Below are 19,151 nucleotides of genomic sequence, written 5' to 3' on the forward strand. Positions count from 1 at the left end.
CGTTTGCGGCGGGGGCGTTTTTGGCGTTACGCTTCCGTCGGGGTCTCCCAATCGCCAGTGGCTTGCCGATGAATCTGCTCGATCCACAAGGGCCGGTGGCTGCCGCCAACAGCACCATCCTGGTCGATTCCGTCTTCATCATGCTCGCGATCGTGGTCCCGACCATCATCGCGATTTTGGCGTTTGCGTTCTGGTTTCGCGCGTCCAATCCGAAGGCACGTTACCAACCCGATTTCGTCTATTCCGGGCGCGTCGAGATGGTGGTGTGGGCGATCCCTGCGCTCACCGTGATCCTGCTCGGCGGCGTCGCCTGGATCGGCTCGCATCAGCTCGATCCCGCCGCGCCCGTGCCCGGCACCGGCAGCCCGGTGCGCATCCAGGCCGTGTCGCTCGACTGGAAATGGCTCTTCATCTATCCGGACCAGCGCATCGCCACCGTCAACACGCTGACGGTACCGGCCGGCGCCGAGCTGAATTTCCAGCTGACCTCGTCGAGCGTGATGAACACGTTCTTCATCCCGCAGCTCGGCAGCATGATCTACACCATGAACGGCATGGTGACGCGGTTGAACCTGCGCGCCGACAACGAGGGCAAGCTGCAAGGCCTGTCCGCGCATTTCTCCGGCGACGGCTTTCCGCACATGATGTTCGACGTCAACGTGATCTCGCCACTGGCCTTTCCCGACTGGGTCGCGGCCACGGCGAAAAGCGACGCCGTACTGAACGAGGAGAGCTACAAGAAGTTGATGCAGCAGGGCATCGAGAAGAACAGGCTGACCTTTCGCCTGGACGATCCCCGGCTGTTCGACCTGATCGCGACCCAGCACATTCCGCCGGGACCGGGGCCGGAGCTGATCTCCGATGCCGGCCGTCCGCACAGTGGAGGCCACGATGCTCGGTAAGCTCGATTGGTCGGCCATCCCGTTCGATCAGCCCATTCCGCTGATCGCAGGCGCGATCGTGCTGGTCGCGATCCTGGCCGTGCTGGTCTGGGTCGTGGTGAAGGGGCATCTGCCCTACCTCTGGCACGAGTGGATCACCAGCGTCGATCACAAGCGGATCGGCGTCATGTACATCCTGCTGGCCTCGGTGATGCTGCTGCGCGGCGGCAGCGATGCCATCATGATGCGGATCCAGCAGGCGGTTGCCTTCCAGTCGCAGGGCTATCTGCCGCCGGAGCATTACAACCAGATCTTCTCGGCGCATGGCACCATCATGATCTTCTTCGTGGCGATGCCGTTCGTGATCGGATTGATGAACCTGATCGTGCCGCTCCAGCTCGGCGTGCGCGACGTCGCATTCCCGACACTCAATTCGGTTGGTTTCTGGCTGACGGCAACAGGCGCGCTGCTGGTCAATCTCTCGCTGGTGGTCGGCGAATTCGCGCGCACCGGCTGGCTCGCCTTTCCGCCGCTGTCGGAATTGTCCTATTCGCCCGGCGTCGGCGTCGACTATTATGCATGGTCGCTGCAAATCTCCGGCGTCGGCACGCTGGTCGCCGGGATCAACCTCGTCACCACCGTGCTGAAGCTGCGCACCAAGGGCATGAACTATCTGCGCATGCCGATGTTCTGCTGGACCACACTGGCCTCGAATCTCCTCATCGTCGCGGCATTCCCGATCCTCACCGCCACGCTCGCGATGCTGCTGCTCGACCGTTACCTCGGCTTCCACTTCTTCACCAACGAGGCCGGCGGCAACGTCATGATGTTCATGAATTTGATCTGGGCCTGGGGGCATCCGGAGGTCTACATCCTGGTGCTGCCGGCGTTCGGCATTTTCTCCGAAGTGGTCTCGACCTTCTCCGGCAAGGCGCTGTTCGGCTACCGCTCCATGGTGCTGGCGACCATGGCGATCTGCGTCATCTCCTTCATGGTTTGGCTGCATCACTTTTTCACGATGGGGGCGGGGCCCGACGTCAACGCCATCTTCGGCATCGCCAGCATGATCATCGCGGTGCCGACGGGTGTGAAGATCTACAACTGGCTGTTTACGATGTATGGCGGCCGCATCCGCTTCGCGACGCCGATGCTGTGGTCGGTCGGCTTCATGGTCACCTTCATCGTCGGCGGCTTGACCGGAGTTCTGCTCGCGGTGCCGCCGGCCGATTTCATGCTCCACAACAGCATGTTCCTGGTCGCGCACTTCCACAACGTGATCATCGGCGGCGTGTTGTTCGGTGCCTTCGCGGGCTTCGAATACTGGTTTCCGAAGGCGTTCGGCTTCCGGCTCGACGAACGCTGGGGCAAGGCTGCGTTCTGGTTCACCTTCCTCGGCTTCTTCGTCACGTTTGTCCCGCTTTATATCGCGGGCATGCTCGGCATGACACGGCGTTTGCAGCATTACGATGTTGCGGCGTGGCGGCCCTGGATGTTGGTGGCCGCCGCCGGCATGGCCGTGCTGACCATTGGTGTGATCTGCCAGATCGTCCAGATCGTCGTCAGCATCCGCAATCGCGAGGCCCTGCGCGACCGCACCGGCGATCCCTGGGATGGCCGTTCGCTGGAATGGGCGACCTCGTCGCCGCCGCCGGTGTTCAATTTCGCCTTCCATCCCGACGTGCGCGGTGAGGATGCCTATTGGGATATGAAGGCTGCTGCCCGGCAGCAGTCGCTCGCGCATGAAGCTCCCGAGTATCATGACATCGAGATGCCCAGGAACTCGCCGACCGGCTTCGTCTGCGCATTCTTCGCCACCATCATGGGTTTTGCGCTGATCTGGCACATCTGGTGGATGGTGATTTTGGGCGGCATCGGCGCATTCGCGACCTTCGTCGTGTTCGCCTGGCGCGACCACGATGAATACGTCATTCCAGCCGACGAGGTCGCAGCGATCGACCGCGTCAATATCGAGGAACGGCGCAGCCTCGTCAGCATGGCGGGGACGGTCTGATGGCGATGACCGCAACCGCTGGCCGCGCGCATGCCGATCCCCACCACATCGGCGTCGTCATCGAGCATCCCGGCCCGGCGCCGAAGCGAACCGTGACGGCCTACGGCTTCTGGGTGTTTCTGCTCTCCGACATCGTGATGTTCTCCTGCTTCTTTGCGGCCTATGCGGTGCTGGCCGACCAGACCGCCGGCGGCCCGAAGGGCTCGGAGATTTTCGAGCAGCGGAACGTGGCGATCGAGACGGTCTGCCTGCTGCTGTCGAGCTTCACCTGCGGCATGGCCAGCATCGCCGCCGACGTGCGCAACCGGTTCTGGTTCTATCTCGGCATGACCGTGACCTGTGTGCTCGGGCTGATCTTCCTCGTCATCGAGTTCCGCGAATTCGCGGACCTCGTCGCGCGCGGTTACGGCCCCTCGCGCAGCGCTTTCCTGACGTCGTTCTTCTCGCTGGTCGGATGCCACGGCCTGCACGTATCGGCCGGCATATTGTGGCTCCTGACCATGATGGCCCAGGTCTTTGCCAAGGGCTTTCGCGCCGACGTTCTGCGCCGGATGATGTGCTTTGCGCTGTTCTGGCATGCGCTCGATATCGTCTGGGTCGGGGTGTTTTCCGTCGTGTATTTGCTTGGGAGCGGCGTATGAGCGATCAGACCCACGCGCGGACCGAACACGACATCGCACCGGGCGATGAGGAACAACACAGCGTCGGCGAGCGCATCCTCGGCTACGTGGTCGGCCTTGTCCTTGCGCTGGTGCTCACGGCAACCTCGTTCTTCATCGCCGGCACCGATCTGGTCTGGCAGCCCTCGATCCCCGTTGCACTGATCGTGCTCGCGATCGCGCAGATGGGCGTGCACCTCGTGTTCTTCCTGCACATCACGACGGGGCCCGATAACACCAACAACGTGCTCGCGCTGGCGTTCGGCCTGCTCGTTGTTTTCCTGGTCGTGGGCGGGACCGTGTGGATCATGGGGCATCTCAACCAGAACATGCCGCCGATGGATCAGATCATGCCGATGCGGAAATAGGACGCACAAAAAAGAAGAGCCGCTTGTTTGTGACAAGCGGCCCAAGTCTAGGGAGGAAACGCCCGAGCAAAGACAATCCGATGAGGATCGTCTGCCAAGGATGCGCTCGCGCAAAGCGCGTGCGCACGTTCATAAGTGCAGCAACTCGCCCTGGAGTTCAATTCCGGATCAATACTGTCTCCGGCTACCACTCACGGCTGCGTGAACCATCTGTTCACTTTGGCCGGCGGCAATTATAGGCCTTGCGGAAGCCTGAGGCCTGGGCGTCGTCCTCCGAGCAGAACCAGCGGTCCGGCTTGGTGGTTGCGGGATAGCTCGGGCAGCCCCGCAGGTGGTAGATACCGATATTGCCGGTCACGCGGGCGCGTACCGCGAGCTTGCCCTTGATGGCGCAACTTGGCGGCATGGTCAGCTCGTCCGGAAACAGCACGGCGCGGATCTCTTTGTCGCGGTCGGGGCGGCAGGCGGCGCCAAGCAGTGCGCCGTCCTTCTTGCCGGTCCGGAATTCTTGCGGCGCAACAAAACAGCCCTTCCAGATCCCGACCGAGGCGGTCCTGGCCTCGGCCGCGCCCGGCTTGACGTTCGCCTTGATCGGCTCGCGCGCGATGGCAAAGCCGAGCTTGACCAACTGCTCGTTGAGGCTGGTCTTGTCGCCCTCGGCCGTGCAGATGGCGCGGTGCCGTTTGCCAAAACTCTTTTCCGGACCGACGTCGTCGCAGCGCACGGAGCGCTTGTTGATCAGCTTCGCCAGTTGGTCGCGGGCCTCGATGCCACAGGTCCAGGGATCGGCGTGATCGTCGATGCAGACCTGGTCGAGTTCGGGTGCGTCGACACCGTCGAGGCGGTAGACGACGTCGCCGAGCTGGATCGAATTGCCGTCCCGGACCGTCGCGGCCGCAGTCAGTGCGGAGGCGGGACTGGAGGCGCCCAGAAATCCGGACAGAGCGAGAAACAAAACAAGCGCGAAAGCGCGGGCGGCGGCAAATGAATTCCTGAAGGACATAATGTCTCGCTACGATTGCTCTGGCGCCTCGTTCCTAGCATCCGGATGGGACGATACCAATGGTCTGCGCCCTGCGAAGTGCGACATTCCGGCCTCGCGGCTTTACTCACGGGTCGCTCTGCCCCTATCGTTTGCGCAAGCCTTGCGAGCCGTGACGGCCGAATCGCCCGGGAAGCGGCGAGGGCGGAGGAAAAGGTTGCGATGAAAGACCCCGTGGACGTCCTGATCATCGGCGCCGGCGCTTCGGGCGCGGCGATGGCGTGGTCGCTGGCCGAAACCAAGATGCACATTCTCTGCCTGGAGCAGGGCGGCTGGATGAACCCGGCGGACTATCCGAGCACGGGGCGGGACTGGGAGGCCAAGTTCTACGGCGAGTGGTCGTCGAGCCCCAACATCCGCGGCCGGCCCGAGGACTATCCTGTTAACGACGACAGTTCGCCGATCAAGGTCGTCAACTACAACGCGGTCGGCGGCTCCACCGTAATGTACACCGCGCACTGGCCACGGCTGCATCCTTCCGATTTCAAGGTGAAGACGCTCGACGGCGTCGCCGACGACTGGCCGATCGACTACGACGCGCTGACCCCGTTCTTCGAGGAGAACGACCGCATGATGGGAACGTCCGGACTCTCGGGCGATCCATTGTCGCCGCTGACGCATCCGCCGATGCCGCAGCAGCCGATGGGATTGACGGGTGCCATCATCGGCAAGGCCATGAACAAGCTTGGCTGGCACTGGTGGCCGTCGGACACGACAGTCGCGACCACTGACTATGAGGGCCGCGCGCGCTGCATCAATCTCGGCCATTGCACCCCGGCCTGTGCGCAGGGCGCGAAATCCTCCACCGACATCACCTATTGGCCGCATGCGGTCCGCGCCGGCGTCGAGCTGCGCACGCATTGCCGGGTGCGCGAGATCACCACCGATGAGAACGGCATGGCCACGGGCGTGGTCTATTACGACAAGGACGGCGTCGAGCAGTTCCAGCCGGCGCATGTCGTCATTGTCGCCTGCAACGGTGTGGGCACGCCGCGGCTGCTGCTGAATTCGAAATCCGACCGCTTCCCGAACGGCCTCGCCAATTCGTCGGGCCTCGTCGGCAAGAATTTGATGTTCCATCCCTATGCGCAGATCTACGGCTACGTGAAGGAGCCGACCGACAGCAACCGCGCGCCGCCCACCTGCCTGTGGAGCAAGGAGTGGTACGACACCGATCTCTCGCGCGGTTTCGTGCGCGGCTATGGCGTCCAGTTCGTACGCGGCGCCGGGCCGGTGTTCGAGGCCGTCGTCAGCGAGCAGAAGGGCATCCTGCCGTGGGGCGAGGATCATCACCGCGTCTTCCGCAAGCTCAACGGACATCGGCTGGGTTTCTCCGCGATCTGCGAGGACCTGCCGGAGGAGCACAACCAGGTCACGCTCGATCCCGTGCTGAAGGACAGCCACGGCATTCCCGCGCCGAAGATCAATTATACGATCAGCGAGAACAGCCGGAAGATGATGGAGCATGCGCTCAATCGCGGCCGCGAGGTTCTGGAAATGGCCGGCGCCACCGACCTCTGCATCAATTCGCCGATTCCGTGGGGCGGCTGGCATCTGCTCGGCACCGCGCGGATGGGCACCGATCCCAAGCGCTCCGTCGTCAACGAATGGGGCCGCACGCATGACGTGAAGAACCTCTTCATCGTCGACGGCAGCATCTTCGTCACCTCGGGCGGCGTCAACCCGACATCCACCATCCAGGCCCTCGCGCTCTACATCGCCGACCAGATGAAGCAGCGTCTCGCCAATTTGTTCGACTGAGGCCGTCATGTCCGAAGACAATCAACTCACGCGCGTTCAGCGCGACGACCTCCGCACCGTCGCCGCGATGATCGTGCCCGCCAGCGACGAGTTCAAAGTGCCCGGCGCCGACGACGTCGCGATCCAGGCTGACATCCTGGCCACACTCGGCCGCGACGCGAAATTGGTGACGGCAGCACTGGACCATCTGGCGCGGCTGGCTGGCCAGCCGCTCGCGGAGCTCGACGCTACGAAGCGCGACGCGGTGGCCCAGGAGTTTCGTAAGAACGGTGGCGCGGCGGCCGCTACGCTCGTCCGCGTGGTGTTGCAATGCTATTACCGCGACGATCGCGTGCTGGGTTCGCTCGGGCTTGAGCTGCGCGCGCCGTTTCCCAAGGGCTATGTGCTCCCGGATGGCGACTGGTCGTTGCTCGATCCCGTCAAGGAAAGGGCTGGAACGCTTCGGGGGGCGCCCTAGCCATCTGGGCAATCAAGTCCTGGCAACCCAGTCTTGCGTCCCGGCAGGGCCACTTGCGGCGGCAGGAACAGGCCACCATTTGTGTGAGCCTCAAGGACTTTTGCCATGCTGGATTTCACTTCAGATATCGTCGATGACCCTGCGTCATCGCGAACGACAGCGTCTGACCCGGTCGACGACCGGGCCTTGCTGGATGCTTATTCCAATGCCGTGATCGACGTAACCGAGCGTGTCGGCCCCGCGGTCGTGCGGGTCGAAACCGGGCCGAAGGTGCCGAACGGCCGCGAGCGCGGCGGGCTCGGCTCCGGCATCGTGATCTCGCCTGATGGCCTCGTGCTCACCAACAGCCACGTGGTCGGCTCCTCCAAGGAGATCCGGCTGCGGGATGTCGAAGGAAACGTCGGTGACGCAAGGGTGCTCGGCGTCGATCCCGATACGGATCTCGCGCTGCTGCGCGCCAACGGCGTGCGCGATCTGCCCTACGCCGCGCTCGGCAATTCCAAGACATTGCGGCGCGGCCAGCTCGTGATCGCGATCGGCAATCCGCTCGGCTTCGAATCAACGGTGACCGCGGGGGTGGTCTCGGCGCTGGGACGCTCGATCCGTTCGGTGAGCGGACGGACCATCGAGGACGTGATCCAGACCGATGCCGCGCTCAACCCAGGCAATTCCGGCGGGCCGCTGGTGTCCTCGAATGCCGAGGTGATCGGCATCAACACGGCCATCATCAATGGCGCGCAGGGCATCTGCTTTGCGGTCGCCAGCAACACCGCGCAATTTGTGCTGTCGGAGATCATCCGCCACGGCTACGTCCGCCGCGCCTATATCGGCGTTGCCGGACAGACCGCGCCTGTGCCGCGGCGGCATGCGGTGCTGGCCGGCGTCGAGAACAAGATGGGTGCGCTGTTGATGCAGATCGAGCCGGATGGACCGGCGGCGAAGGCGGGCTTGCTGCCCGGTGACGTCGTGATCAGCCTCGACGGCGTCGAGATCAAGGGTGTCGACGATCTGATCCGCGTGCTCGACCGCGACCGGATCGGCCGGAGGCTCTCGATGGACGTGCTGCGGCTCGGCCGCCTGCGGGCGATCGATATCGACCCGATCGAGCGCAAGCCGCAACGCTAGCGTTGGGCAGGCGAGGCGGAGTATGACGGTGTCATGCCTCGCCTCCGGACCCTGCCGCATGATGCCGGCGCATGAGACCTACGACGTTATTGTCATCGGCGCGGGCGCCGGTGGGATGACGGCTGCGGCGGTGGCCGCCGCCGGAGGTCTGCGCGTGCTGGTGATCGAGAAGACCGCCTTCGTCGGCGGGACCACGGCGTGGTCCGGCGGGATGGTCTGGATCCCCGCCAATGCCAGGATGAAAGAGGCGGGGCTGTCCGACAGCGTCACGGAGGCCGTCCAGTACTTGTCGAGCACGGTCCCCGAGTCCGCCAATGCGGGTCTCCGCGCCGCCTTCCTTGCGCGCGGACCGGAGGCGGTGGCCTGGCTCGAAGCCAACACGGACCTGCGGCTGCAACCGGTGAAAGTCTACCCGGATTATTATCCGGAGCGGCTGGGCGCGACAGCAGGCGGACGCGTGCTGGAGCCGGTCGCTTTCGATGGGACGCGGCTGGGCGCGCATTTCGCGCGACTGCGCGCGCCGCTGCCGGAGTTCACGCTGTTTGGCGGGATGATGGTCAATCGCCTCGACATCCCGCATCTGCGCCGGATCGGAAAATCGTTGCGCTCGACCCTGCGCGCGGCGCGGCTGATCTCGGACTACGCGTTGCAACGCCTGCGCAGCCCGCGCGGCACGACGCTGCATCTTGGTAACGCGCTCGCGGCGCGGCTGTATGCCTCGCTGCTGGCGCGGCAGGTCGAAGTGCTGTTCAGCGCGGATGTTGAAGAATTGTCGATGCAGGGCGACCGCGTCAGTGGCGTGGTCATTCGCCACGGCTCGCGCGATCGCATCATCGCCGCGCGCCGCGGGGTGGTGCTGGCGACCGGCGGCTTCTCTCACGACGCAGGTTTACGCAAACGCTTCTTTCCGCCAGCGGCCGGATTCGTCTCAGCCACCAACTCGGCGGGCACAGGCGACGGGCTTCGGCTTGCGGCGACGGCCGGTGCTGCGCTCAATACCGAAGCGACGAGTCCGGCCTATTGGGTGCCGGCCTCGCTGTTTCGCCGAGCCGATGGAAGTCGCGGTGTGTTTCCGCATACGGTGACGGATCGCGCCAAGCCCGGTGTGATCGCCGTCAATGCCGCAGGCCGGCGCTTTGTCAACGAGGCGCTGTCCTACCACGAGTTCGTGCTCGCCATGCTGCGCGACGGCAATGGCGAGCCTGCCCGGCCGTTCTATCTGATCTGTGACCGTCCGTTTCTGTGGAGCTACGGCCTCGGCCGCATCAAGCCGTTCACGCGTGGCATTCGGCGCTATGTGGCGAGCGGCGAGTTGGTGCAGGCGCCGGACATCGCGCAGCTCGCGGCGAAGATCGGCATCAAGCCGGCTGAGCTTTCTGCAACAGTTGCAAATTACAATGCCGATGCGAAGCAGGGGCGCGATCCCGAATTCGGGCGTGGCAGCACCATCTACCAACGGCACCTCGGCGATGCCGCGCATAAGCCAAACCCCTGCGTCGCACCGATCCTCCGCGCGCCGTTCTTCGCGATGCGCATCTATCCGGCCGATCTCGGCACCGCCATCGGCATGAAGGTGGATGCGCAAGGTCGCGTGCTGCGCGAGGACGGCACGCTGGTCGCGGGTCTCTACGCCGGCGGCAACGACATGGGATCGATCATGAACGGGAATTATCCCGCGCCCGGCATCACGCTCGGGCCGGCGCTGACGTTCGGGTATATCGCGGGGCGGCATCTGGCGGAGGGGGCGGCAGGCGTCGCGGGCATGGCCGCAAGTTCGGTCTAACCATCCTCACCGCCGTCATGCCCGCGAAGGCGGGGCATCCAGTACGCCGAGGCTTCTCGGTTCAATCACAACTGTCTCGGAGTACTGGATCGCCCGCTTTCGCGGGCGATGACACTGCGGCGAGCGCGTCCCTCAATCTCGTCATTGCGAGCGTAGCGAAGAGCAATCCAGAGTCTTTCCGTAGAGGCAGTCTTGATTGCTTCGTCGCTTCGCTCCTCGCAATGACGCGCGGTGAGAGTTCGGGCTGACCTGCTACTCCGCCGCCGCCGCAAAGCGGCTGTTTTCCAGCTCCGCCTCCAGCCGAGCCTTCTCGGCCGCCGCCAGTTTGATGTTGGCTTCCTTGACGTGCCCGAAGCCGCGGATCGTTTCCGGCACACGCGCGAGGCGTGTCAGCAGCGGGATCTGCTCAGCCTTCAGCGCGGCGACCCGCTGGTCGATCATGCCGAGATAATCCGCGACCAGCTGCCGCTCGGTCCGACGCTCCTCGGTGCGGCCGAACGGGTCGAGTGCGCCGCCGCGCAAAAACTTCATCTTGGCCAGCACGCGGAAGGCATGGAGCATCCAGCCACCGAACTCCTGCTTCTGGAGGTGACCGGTGGTCTTGTCGCGCTGCGCGAAGATCGGCGGCGCCAAATGGTATTTCAGCGTGAAATCGCCGTCGAATTTTTCGGACACCTTTTTGGCAAAGCTGCCGTCGGTGTAGAGCCGCGCGACCTCGTACTCGTCCTTGTAGGACATCAGCTTGAACAAATTCTTGGCGATCGCCTCGGTCAGCTCCGTCGACGCGGGCGAGGCGGTCGTTTCCGCTTTGCGCACCTTGGCGACGGCCGCGAGATAACGGTCGGCATAAATCTTGTCCTGATAGAAGGTCAGGAATTCGGCGCGGGTCGCGATGATGTCGTCGAGCGACTTGGTCGGCGCGGAGGCGCGGCTCTTGAACTGCAGCACGCTGCGGACCCGCGACATGTCGTGGGCGGCGAGGCGGCCCCAGGTGAAGGCGAGCTTGTTCATCTCGATCGCGGCGCCGTTGATCTCGATGGCGCGGAGCAGCGCCTCCAGTGACAGCGGGATCGCGCCCTTCTGGAAGGCGAAGCCGAGCATGAAGGGATTGGTCGCGATGCTGTCGCCCATCAGCGCCGAGGCGATGCCTGTGGCGTCGATGATGTCGAGGTTCTTGTCGCCGACGGCGTCGCGCAGCACGGTCTGCATCGTGCCCATTTCGAAATCGAGATCTGGGTTTTGCACGAAGCTCGCGGTCGGTTGCAGATCGGCGTTGATATAGGCTTTGGTCACGCCGCGCTCGGCGCGGCTGAGCGCTGTGGGGCCGGCCGAGACGATCATGTCGCAGCCGAGGATGACGTCGGCGCCGCCGGTGGTGATGCGGACCGCCGAAATATCCTCCGGCTTTGGCGCGATGCGCACATGGCTCATCACCGCGCCGTTCTTCTGCGACAGGCCTGTAAAATCCAGTGCCGAGCAGCCGCGGCCGTCGACATGAGCGGCCATGCCGAGCAGGGCGCCGATGGTGATGACGCCGGTGCCGCCGATGCCGGTGACGAGGATGTTGTAGGGGCCTTCCAGCTCGTGCGCGGGCGGCAGCGGCAGATCGGCGAACAGCTGGCCTGAATCGACCGCAGAGGTCTTCATCCGCTTCAGCGAGCCGCCATGCACGGTGACGAAGCTCGGGCAAAAGCCTTCGACGCAGGAAAAGTCCTTGTTGCAGTTCGACTGGTCGATCTGGCGCTTGCGGCCGAACTCGGTCTCCAGCGGCTGCACCGAGACGCAGTTGGAGGCCTGCGAGCAATCGCCGCAACCTTCGCAGACGAGCTCGTTGATGAAGGCCCGCTTGGCGGGATCGGGATAGAGCCCGCGCTTGCGGCGGCGGCGCTTCTCGGCGGCGCAGGTCTGGTCGTAGATCACGACCGTGAGCCCCTTGATGTCGCGCAGCTCGCGCTGCACGGCATCGAGCTCGCGGCGGTGATGGATCGTCGCGCCCTGCGGGAAGTAGTTGCCTTCGGGGTATTTGCTCGGATCGTCCGAGACGATCGCGAGGCGCTTGACACCCTCGGCCCAGACCTGGTGCGCGATCTGCGCGACGTTGAAGGCGCCCTCGGCCGGCTGGCCGCCGGTCATCGCCACCGCGTCGTTGTAGAGGATCTTGTAGGTGATGCTGATGCCGGCGGCCGACGCGGCGCGCAGGGCGAGAAGTCCGGAATGGGTGTAGGTGCCGTCGCCCAGATTCTGGAAGATGTGCTTCTCGGTGGTGAAGGGCGACTGGCCGATCCAGTTCACGCCCTCGGCGCCCATATGCGAGATCAGGTCGGTGCGGCGGGTCGGCATGCTCAGGGCCATGCCGTGGCAGCCGATGCCGGCCATGGCGCGGCTACCCTCGGGCACGCGCGTCGAGGTGTTGTGCGGGCAGCCCGAACAGAAGAACGGCGTGCGCGCGAGCTTGATCTGCGAGGTGGTGGTAACAGGATTGTCGAACGCCTCGAGCCGGGCGAGGCGCTGCTCCAGCACCGGACTGTGATGTCCGAGCTTGCGCAAGCGCGCCACCAGCGCACCCGCGACGATGGTCGGCGTCAGCTCGCCCTCGCTCGGCAGCAGCGGCGCGCCGCTTTCATCGCGCTTGCCGGTGACGGTCGGGCGCCGGGACGCATCGATATTATAGAGGATGCGCATCAACTGGTCTTCGATGAAGCCGCGCTTCTCCTCGACCACCAGCACGTCCTGAAGGCCTTCGGCGAAACGTTTTGCGCCGCTTTCCTCCAGCGGCCAGGTCAGCGCGACCTTGTAGATACGCAAACCAAGATCCTGCGCGTCCTTGTCGGTGATACCGAGGTCGGCCAGCGCCTGGCGCAGATCGAGATAGGCCTTGCCGGTTGCGACGATGCCAAGCCGGGCCGGCTTGGAATCGAGCACGATGCGGTCGAGCCGGTTGGCGCGGGCAAAGGCCTGCACCGCGGCCATCTTAGGGCCGAACAGGCGCCGCTCCGCCTCCAGCGGCGGATCGGGCCAGCGGATGTTGAGGCCGCCGGGGGGCATCTCGAAATCGTCGGGGAGGACGATCTTGATGCGCTCGGGGTCGCTGTCGATCGAGGCCGAGCTCTCGACGGTCTCACTGATCGCCTTGAAGCCGACCCAGCAGCCGGAGAAGCGCGACAGCGCGAAACCATAGAGGCCGAGGTCGAGATAGTCCTGCAGCGTCGCCGGATTGATTACGGGGATCAGTGCCGCCGCGAACACCTGCTCGCTCTGGTGGGCCAGCGTCGAGGACTGGCAGCCGTGGTCGTCGCCGGCGAGCGCCAGCACGCCGCCATTGAGCGAGGTGCCGGCCGCGTTGGCATGCTTGAGCGCATCGACCGAGCGGTCGACGCCCGGGCCCTTGCCGTACCAGATGCCGAACACGCCATCGACCTTGGCGCCGGGAAACAGGCCGACCTGCTGGCTGCCCCAGACGGCGGTCGCAGCCAGATCCTCATTCAGGCCGGGGACGAAGGCGATGTCGTGCTCTTGAAGGTGCGACTTCGCCCGCCACAACGCGTGGTCGTACATGCCGAGCGGGGAACCGCGATAGCCGGAGATGAAGCCGCCGGTGTTGAGTCCCTGGAGCCGATCACGTTCGCGCTGCAACATGGGCAGACGAACCAAAGCCTGCGTGCCGGACAGGAATATCCGCTTCGATTCGAGCCGGTATTTGTCGTCCAGCTCGACCTGCATCAGCGCCATTTCAGGAGTCCTCGTCTGTCGTTCGGCGGGGTGTGCGCTGCGGGAGGGATTGCGGCTGCGCGACGCGAATTGTGACAGTCAAGAGCATGGGGAGCCGAAGTCAATATCGCTGGCCGCATCCGTGGCGCTCCTGCTAGTCATGGCTTGCAGCGGAGACGACCATGATTGCGAACGCATTCGACACCGAGATCACTGAGACGACCGAGGCCCTGACCGGACCGTGGCGCCAGCCGCGCCAGATGCTGCAAGCGCAGACTTACGACGCGCATGCCTCGATCCACGACGACGCCACCGCGCAGAAGCTCGGCTTCAAGGGCGGCACCATCGAAGGTCCCACGCATTTCAGCCAGTTTGCACCTCTCGGCGCGCGGCTGTGGGGACAGGCGTGGTTCGAGAGCGGATGCCTCTCCGCGCATTACCGCAGCGTCTGTTACGAAGGCGAGGAGGTGCAGGCGATCCTGTCGAAGCCGTTGCCCGGCACCAATCAAAGCCTGATCCAGATGGTCAAGCGCGACGGCACCGAGGTGTTGCGCGGCACGGCCTCGGTCGGCGATACGATGGCCGCGACTGCGCTCGAGACACGCCTTGGCGAGCTCAAGCCGCTCGCCGATCCCGTGATCCTGCGCGATGTGAAAGTGGCACAGACGAGCAGGCGGCAGACGGTGCGGATGGCGTTCGATCAGAATATGGGCGACCTCTATCCGTTTTCGCTGCGGCAAAAGCTCGCCGTCATCACCGAGAACTCGCCATATTATTCCGGAGCGGACAATCCTTCTTCGAATCCCTGGGGCAGGGCGATCATCCCGATGGAGATGCTGAGCGTGCTGTTTCAGTACCGCTCCAAGGACGATCCGCTGCCGACGAAGGGCCCGGCGGTCGGCTTGTTCGCCGATCAGGAGATCAGGCTGATCAAGGGGCCGCTGTTCGTGGACGAGGAGTACGAGGTCGAGCGCGAAGTGGTCGCACTCTCCGGCAGCCGCCGCACCGAGAGCGCCTGGGCGAAGACGCGGGTGTTCGACAAGGCGGGTGCGGTGGTGGCGACCATGCTGCTCAACATGGCGACGCTGAAGGAGTCCTATGCGCCGTACGAGCAAGAGCATCGGCTGCTGTATGGAGATACTGGCCGCTGAGAAGTGCGCTTTACGGTCGCTCATCCCTTAAGCAAATGCACGTGGGAAAGCCGTCGCACAGAGAATAAGCAGACGTCGATGGATGACGTAACCTTCTGAGCACGCAACGATTTCCCTTGCGGCTCGCGCTCCATCGCAATTGTACACAATGGCACGCCGCTTGCAGAACTCCTCGCAAAGAGAGTTCTCGCGAGGGGCGTGATGTTGAACTCAACCAAGCCGACATTGGGCGTCATCAGCGCCGAGCCCGAGCCGATCAGTCTCGATTGGTCGAGCACCGCGCTTCTCATCATCGACATGCAGCGCGACTTCATGGAGCCCGGCGGCTTTGGCGAGACGCTCGGCAATGACGTCAGTCAGCTTGCACGCGCAGTCAAGCCGATCGGAGCGGTGCTGAAGGCCGCGCGCGACACCGGCATGCTGGTGATCCATACCCGTGAGGGCCATCTGCCCGATCTCTCCGATGCGCCGCCGGCGAAAGTCGAGCGCGGCGCGCCGTCTCTGCGCATCGGCGATCCCGGCCCGATGGGGCGCATTCTCATTCGCGGCGAGGCCGGCCACGACATCATCCCCGAACTCTATCCGCTCGACAGCGAGGTCGTGATCGACAAGCCGGGCAAGGGTGCGTTCTACGCCACCGAGCTCACGGACGTGCTGGAGAAATACGGCATCGAGAATCTGTTGGTGTGTGGCGTCACCACCGAAGTCTGCGTCAACACCACCGTGCGCGAGGCCAATGACCGCGGCTATCGCTGCGTCGTCATCTCGGACGGCTGCGCGTCCTACTTCCCCGAGTTTCACGAGATGGGCTTGAAGATGATCAAGGCCCAGGGCGGCATCTTCGGCTGGGTCGCGGACTCAGCCGCGGTCTTGGAGGCAATGAAGACTTCGACCACACAGGGGTAATGTCATGAGCACATTGACGGGGACGGCCGGCAAATCTGAGAGCAATACGTCCGGGTTCAAGCCGGCACTATGGACACCGGGCGACTGGAACGCGTTTTTCGGCTTCGGCACCAACATTCTCGTCAACATGCTGGTGCTCACGGGGCTGCTGCGCTTCGTCCTGAAGATGCCTGATAGTCTCGTGTTCGGCCGCATCCTGCCCGCGCTCGGGCTGATGATGTGCTTGTCGACCTTCTATTACGCGTATCTCGCCTATCGCCTTGCGCAGAAGACCGGCCGCAACGACGTCTGCGCGCTGCCGTCGGGCGTCAGCGTGCCGCACATGTTCATCGTCACCTTCGTGATCATGCTGCCGATCACGATCAAGACCGGTGATCCCCTCAAGGGCTGGTCGGCCGGTCTCGTCTGGGTCTTCTTCCAGAGTTTCATCCTGATGATCGGTGGCTTCATTGCGCCCTTCATCCGCAGGGTCACGCCGCGCGCGGCGCTGCTCGGCACGCTCGCCGGCGTCTCCGTCACCTTCATCTCGATGCGTCCTGCGTTGGAGATGTACATGACGCCGCAGATCGGTCTGGTCTGCTTCGCCATCATCCTGGTGAGCTGGTTCGGTGGCGTGAAATACTGGCGCGGCATTCCGGCCGGTCTCGTCGCCATCGCCGTCGGCATGATCATCGCATGGGGCTCGAACCTGTTCGGTCTCAATCTCGGCGGACTGAGCATCAAGGGCGTCGGCGATGCGTTTGCCAGTTTCGGCTTCTCGGTGCCGATCCCGGCCGTGGGCTACGTCTTCTCCGGTTTCGAATTCCTCGGCATCATTCTGGTTACTGCGATTCCGTTCGGCATCTACGACCTCGTCGAGGCCATGGACAATGTCGAGAGCGCGGAAGCGGCCGGCGACGAATACCCGACCACGCGCGTGCTGACCGCCGACGGCGTCGTCAGCCTGATAGGCTGCCTGATGGGCAACCCGTTCATCAACGCGGTCTATATCGGCCATCCCGGCTGGAAGGCGATGGGCGGCCGTATCGGCTATTCGGCTGCGACCGGCATCATGGTGGTGGTGCTATCCTGGTTTGGCATCATCCCGGTGCTGCTGGCGCTGGTGCCTGTCGTCGCGATCTCGCCGATCCTGCTCTATATCGGCATGCTGATCGGCGCGCAGGCGTTCCAGACCACGCCGGTCAAGCACGCGCCCGCGATCGTGCTGGCCTTGACCCCGCATCTTGCGGCGTGGGCCAAGCTCCAGATCGACACGATGCTTGGCTCGACCATGAATGCGGCTGCGACCGTCGGTGGCATGGCAGCCGACAAGGCCGACGCGGTCAAGACCGCCGCGATCGCCGCACTGCCGCAGCAGGGCGTGTTCTACCACGGGCTTGAGATCATGGGCGGTGGCTCCATCCTCGGCGGCCTCATCCTGGGTGCGATCGGCGTCTTCATCATCGAGCGTGATTTCGAGAAGGCCTCGGCCTTTGCGTTGGTCGGTGCGGTGCTGACGTACTTCGGCTTCATGCATGGCGAAGCCGTCGGCATCGGTGGAGGGCTCGGGGTCACGCCGTCCGTCGCTTTCGCGTATGCCGCGATGGCTGCCGGTTTGTACGTTCTCAGCCGGCGTACCAGCGAGCACTATGTGCCGCATGCGGAGATGCACGCGGCGCCGGCGGAGTAAGCTGGGCCAGCAAGCGTCGTGGCCGGGGACATCGTGTCACCCGGCCACATCTTCGTCTTCGTCCAGCCTGCTGCTCGATTGCCTCCGTCCCATCAAACGGCGCGCGATCAATTGCCGAACCGATTCCTGGTGGCGCGAAGTATGTCGTCCGACAGCTTGGGATCGTTCACCGCCCGGGCGAGCACCAGTGCCCCGACCAGGGACGCGGCCATCGCGAGCGCCTCCTCCTCGCGCTGCCGTGGCTTCAGCGCCGAGGTTATTCGACTGCTCAGCAGCCGGATCATGCCTCGCACCCCGGCCGTGAAACGGTCTCTTACGCCGCCGCTTTGGCGGGATATCTCACAAGATAGCGCCGCAAAAGGACAACCGCTTCCCGGTTGGTCGCGATGCCCCGTCGAGAGGTATTCGGACACGTAGTCGCCGAGCGCAAATTCTTCGGGCACTTCGCGCCCTTTGGCGACGATGGCATGGGCCACGGCTTCCTCGACAAGCCGCTCCTTCGAGCCGAACTGACTGTACAGGCTGCCATGGGTCATTCCGGCGGCGTCGGCCAGCGCGTCCACCCCCATGCCGGAAATGCCACGCTCTCGCAGCAGGCGGGAGGCAGCCTCGAGGATACGTTCGCGATTTTTGGCCGCCTGTTCCTTTGAAACGCGCATCTCGCAAATCCTCGGTCCCGGGTCTTGACAGTTATAATTACGATCGTCATGTATATCAATAGTTACGATCGTAATCAAATCTATTTGGGGCTGGCACCCTTACAGGAGAAGCTCGTGAATACGACCGACACGAAAATCGCACTCGTTACCGGCGCCTCGTCAGGCATCGGCGAAGCCACGGCGGAGCGGCTCGCGAAAGCCGGCTACAAGGTGTACGGCACCAGCCGACGGGGTGCCCAGGGCAAGCGATCGTTCGAGATGCTAGCCCTCGACGTGACCAGCGATGAATCCGTCGAAGCCGCCGTCGGCGAAGTCATACGGCGCGAGGGTCGTATCGACCTGCTCGTGAACAATGCCGGTTTCGGCGTTGCTCCGGCGGGCGCGGAAGAGAGCTCGATCGAACAGGCCCGATCGATTTTCGAGACGAATTTTTTTGGACTGGTCCGGATGACGCGCGCCGTCGTGCTTCACATGCGGCGCCAGCGGAATGGCCGCATCGTCAACATCGGCTCCGTGCTCGGCTTTCTGCCGATGCCTTACGGCGCGCTCTACGCCGCCACCAAGCACGCCGTGGAAGGCTATTCGGAATCGCTCGACCACGAGCTGCGCACGAGGGGCATCCGGGTCTCGGTCATCGAGCCTGCGTACACCAAGACCCCATTCGACGCGAACTTCATGGAGCCGGATGCCAAGCTCGACGATTATCGCGAGGCGCGCGCGCAGGTCAGCAAGCGGGTGAACGAGGTGATGACGACGGCCGAGGAGCCAGCCGTCGTGGCCGACACCGTTCTGAGGGTGGCCAGCGCGGCGCAGCCGAAAGTCCGGTACACGGCCGGCAAGCTTGCGAAACGCCTGCGGCTGCTTCGCAGATTTGCCCCGGCCGGCCTGGTTGATGCCGGGATCCGAAAGGACCTGCGGCTCGATGCAGCAACCGCATCGCAGCCGTCGCGCACGGCCCGTGCCTTCTGACC

The 19,151-nt window shown here is 64.2% G+C and carries 15 protein-coding genes; 12 read left to right on the top strand and 3 right to left on the bottom strand.

The features are described 5' to 3' along the window. Positions 1-68: 68 nt before the first annotated feature. Genes AB7532_RS09630 through cyoD form a run of 4 tightly spaced genes read left to right on the top strand, consistent with a single transcriptional unit; the run spans position 69 to position 3,919 of the window. A complete protein-coding gene (locus AB7532_RS09630) occupies positions 69-902 on the top strand; it encodes a cytochrome ubiquinol oxidase subunit II (protein WP_441234563.1) in 834 nt (277 codons plus the stop codon). Further along, on the top strand, positions 892-2,892 hold the full coding sequence (gene cyoB / locus AB7532_RS09635) for a cytochrome o ubiquinol oxidase subunit I (RefSeq protein ID WP_441234564.1): 2,001 nt from the start codon (positions 892-894) through the stop codon (positions 2,890-2,892). The genes AB7532_RS09630 and cyoB overlap by 11 nt, the downstream gene beginning before the upstream one ends. Continuing rightward, complete coding sequence (locus tag AB7532_RS09640; RefSeq protein ID WP_441234565.1) at positions 2,892-3,533, top strand: cytochrome (ubi)quinol oxidase subunit III; 642 nt, start codon at positions 2,892-2,894, stop codon at positions 3,531-3,533. The genes cyoB and AB7532_RS09640 overlap by 1 nt, the downstream gene beginning before the upstream one ends. Next, complete coding sequence (gene cyoD / locus AB7532_RS09645) at positions 3,530-3,919, top strand: cytochrome o ubiquinol oxidase subunit IV (protein WP_441234566.1); 390 nt, start codon at positions 3,530-3,532, stop codon at positions 3,917-3,919. Before AB7532_RS09640 ends, cyoD begins: the two co-directional genes overlap by 4 nt. 214 nt (positions 3,920-4,133) lie before the next feature. Here the strand turns inward: cyoD and AB7532_RS09650 are convergent, their stop codons facing one another. After that, positions 4,134-4,922, bottom strand: a complete 789-nt coding sequence (locus tag AB7532_RS09650; protein WP_441234567.1) for a thermonuclease family protein — start codon at positions 4,920-4,922, stop codon at positions 4,134-4,136. Between the two features lie 201 nt (positions 4,923-5,123). On the opposite strand from AB7532_RS09650, the gene AB7532_RS09655 reads away from it, so the two are divergent. The 4 genes from AB7532_RS09655 to AB7532_RS09670 all read left to right on the top strand — a co-directional run bounded on the left by AB7532_RS09655 (position 5,124) and on the right by AB7532_RS09670 (position 10,087). Next, the gene (locus AB7532_RS09655; protein WP_441234568.1) at positions 5,124-6,722 is read left to right on the top strand and encodes a GMC family oxidoreductase; all 1,599 of its coding nucleotides are present in this window, start codon (positions 5,124-5,126) and stop codon (positions 6,720-6,722) included. 7 nt (positions 6,723-6,729) lie between these two features. Further along, entirely contained in the window at positions 6,730-7,179 is a 450-nt protein-coding gene (locus AB7532_RS09660) for a hypothetical protein (protein WP_441234569.1), read from the top strand. A 105-nt stretch (positions 7,180-7,284) separates the two neighbouring features. Further along, complete coding sequence (locus tag AB7532_RS09665) at positions 7,285-8,304, top strand: S1C family serine protease (protein ID WP_441234570.1); 1,020 nt, start codon at positions 7,285-7,287, stop codon at positions 8,302-8,304. Between the two features lie 58 nt (positions 8,305-8,362). Then, a complete protein-coding gene (locus AB7532_RS09670; RefSeq protein ID WP_441239223.1) occupies positions 8,363-10,087 on the top strand; it encodes an FAD-dependent oxidoreductase in 1,725 nt (574 codons plus the stop codon). A 252-nt stretch (positions 10,088-10,339) separates the two neighbouring features. On the opposite strand, the gene AB7532_RS09675 is transcribed toward AB7532_RS09670, so the two are convergent. Next, on the bottom strand, positions 10,340-13,816 hold the full coding sequence (locus AB7532_RS09675) for an indolepyruvate ferredoxin oxidoreductase family protein (RefSeq protein WP_441234571.1): 3,477 nt from the start codon (positions 13,814-13,816) through the stop codon (positions 10,340-10,342). 161 nt (positions 13,817-13,977) lie between these two features. Here AB7532_RS09675 and AB7532_RS09680 point away from each other — a divergent pair, with 161 nt between their 5' ends. The 3 genes from AB7532_RS09680 to AB7532_RS09690 all read left to right on the top strand — a co-directional run bounded on the left by AB7532_RS09680 (position 13,978) and on the right by AB7532_RS09690 (position 17,521). Further along, on the top strand, positions 13,978-14,946 hold the full coding sequence (locus tag AB7532_RS09680; RefSeq protein ID WP_441234572.1) for a hypothetical protein: 969 nt from the start codon (positions 13,978-13,980) through the stop codon (positions 14,944-14,946). 201 nt (positions 14,947-15,147) lie between these two features. Next, positions 15,148-15,852 (top strand): cysteine hydrolase family protein, encoded by a 705-nt coding sequence (locus AB7532_RS09685; RefSeq protein ID WP_441234573.1) that lies wholly within the window; start codon positions 15,148-15,150, stop codon positions 15,850-15,852. Between the two features lie 4 nt (positions 15,853-15,856). Next, a complete protein-coding gene (locus tag AB7532_RS09690) occupies positions 15,857-17,521 on the top strand; it encodes a regulator (protein ID WP_441234574.1) in 1,665 nt (554 codons plus the stop codon). A 107-nt stretch (positions 17,522-17,628) separates the two neighbouring features. Here AB7532_RS09690 and AB7532_RS09695 read toward each other — a convergent pair whose 3' ends face one another. Next, positions 17,629-18,180 carry a TetR/AcrR family transcriptional regulator gene (locus AB7532_RS09695; protein WP_441234575.1) on the bottom strand — a complete coding sequence of 184 codons (552 nt, stop codon included), beginning with the start codon at positions 18,178-18,180 and terminating at the stop codon, positions 17,629-17,631. 48 nt (positions 18,181-18,228) lie between these two features. On the opposite strand from AB7532_RS09695, the gene AB7532_RS09700 reads away from it, so the two are divergent. After that, positions 18,229-19,149: an oxidoreductase gene (locus tag AB7532_RS09700; protein ID WP_441234576.1), complete on the top strand. Its 921-nt coding sequence runs from the start codon at positions 18,229-18,231 to the stop codon at positions 19,147-19,149. Positions 19,150-19,151: the final 2 nt, after the last annotated feature.

Source organism: Bradyrhizobium sp. 930_D9_N1_4, assembly GCF_052076015.1.
Taxonomy (GTDB): Bacteria; Pseudomonadota; Alphaproteobacteria; order Rhizobiales; family Xanthobacteraceae; genus Bradyrhizobium.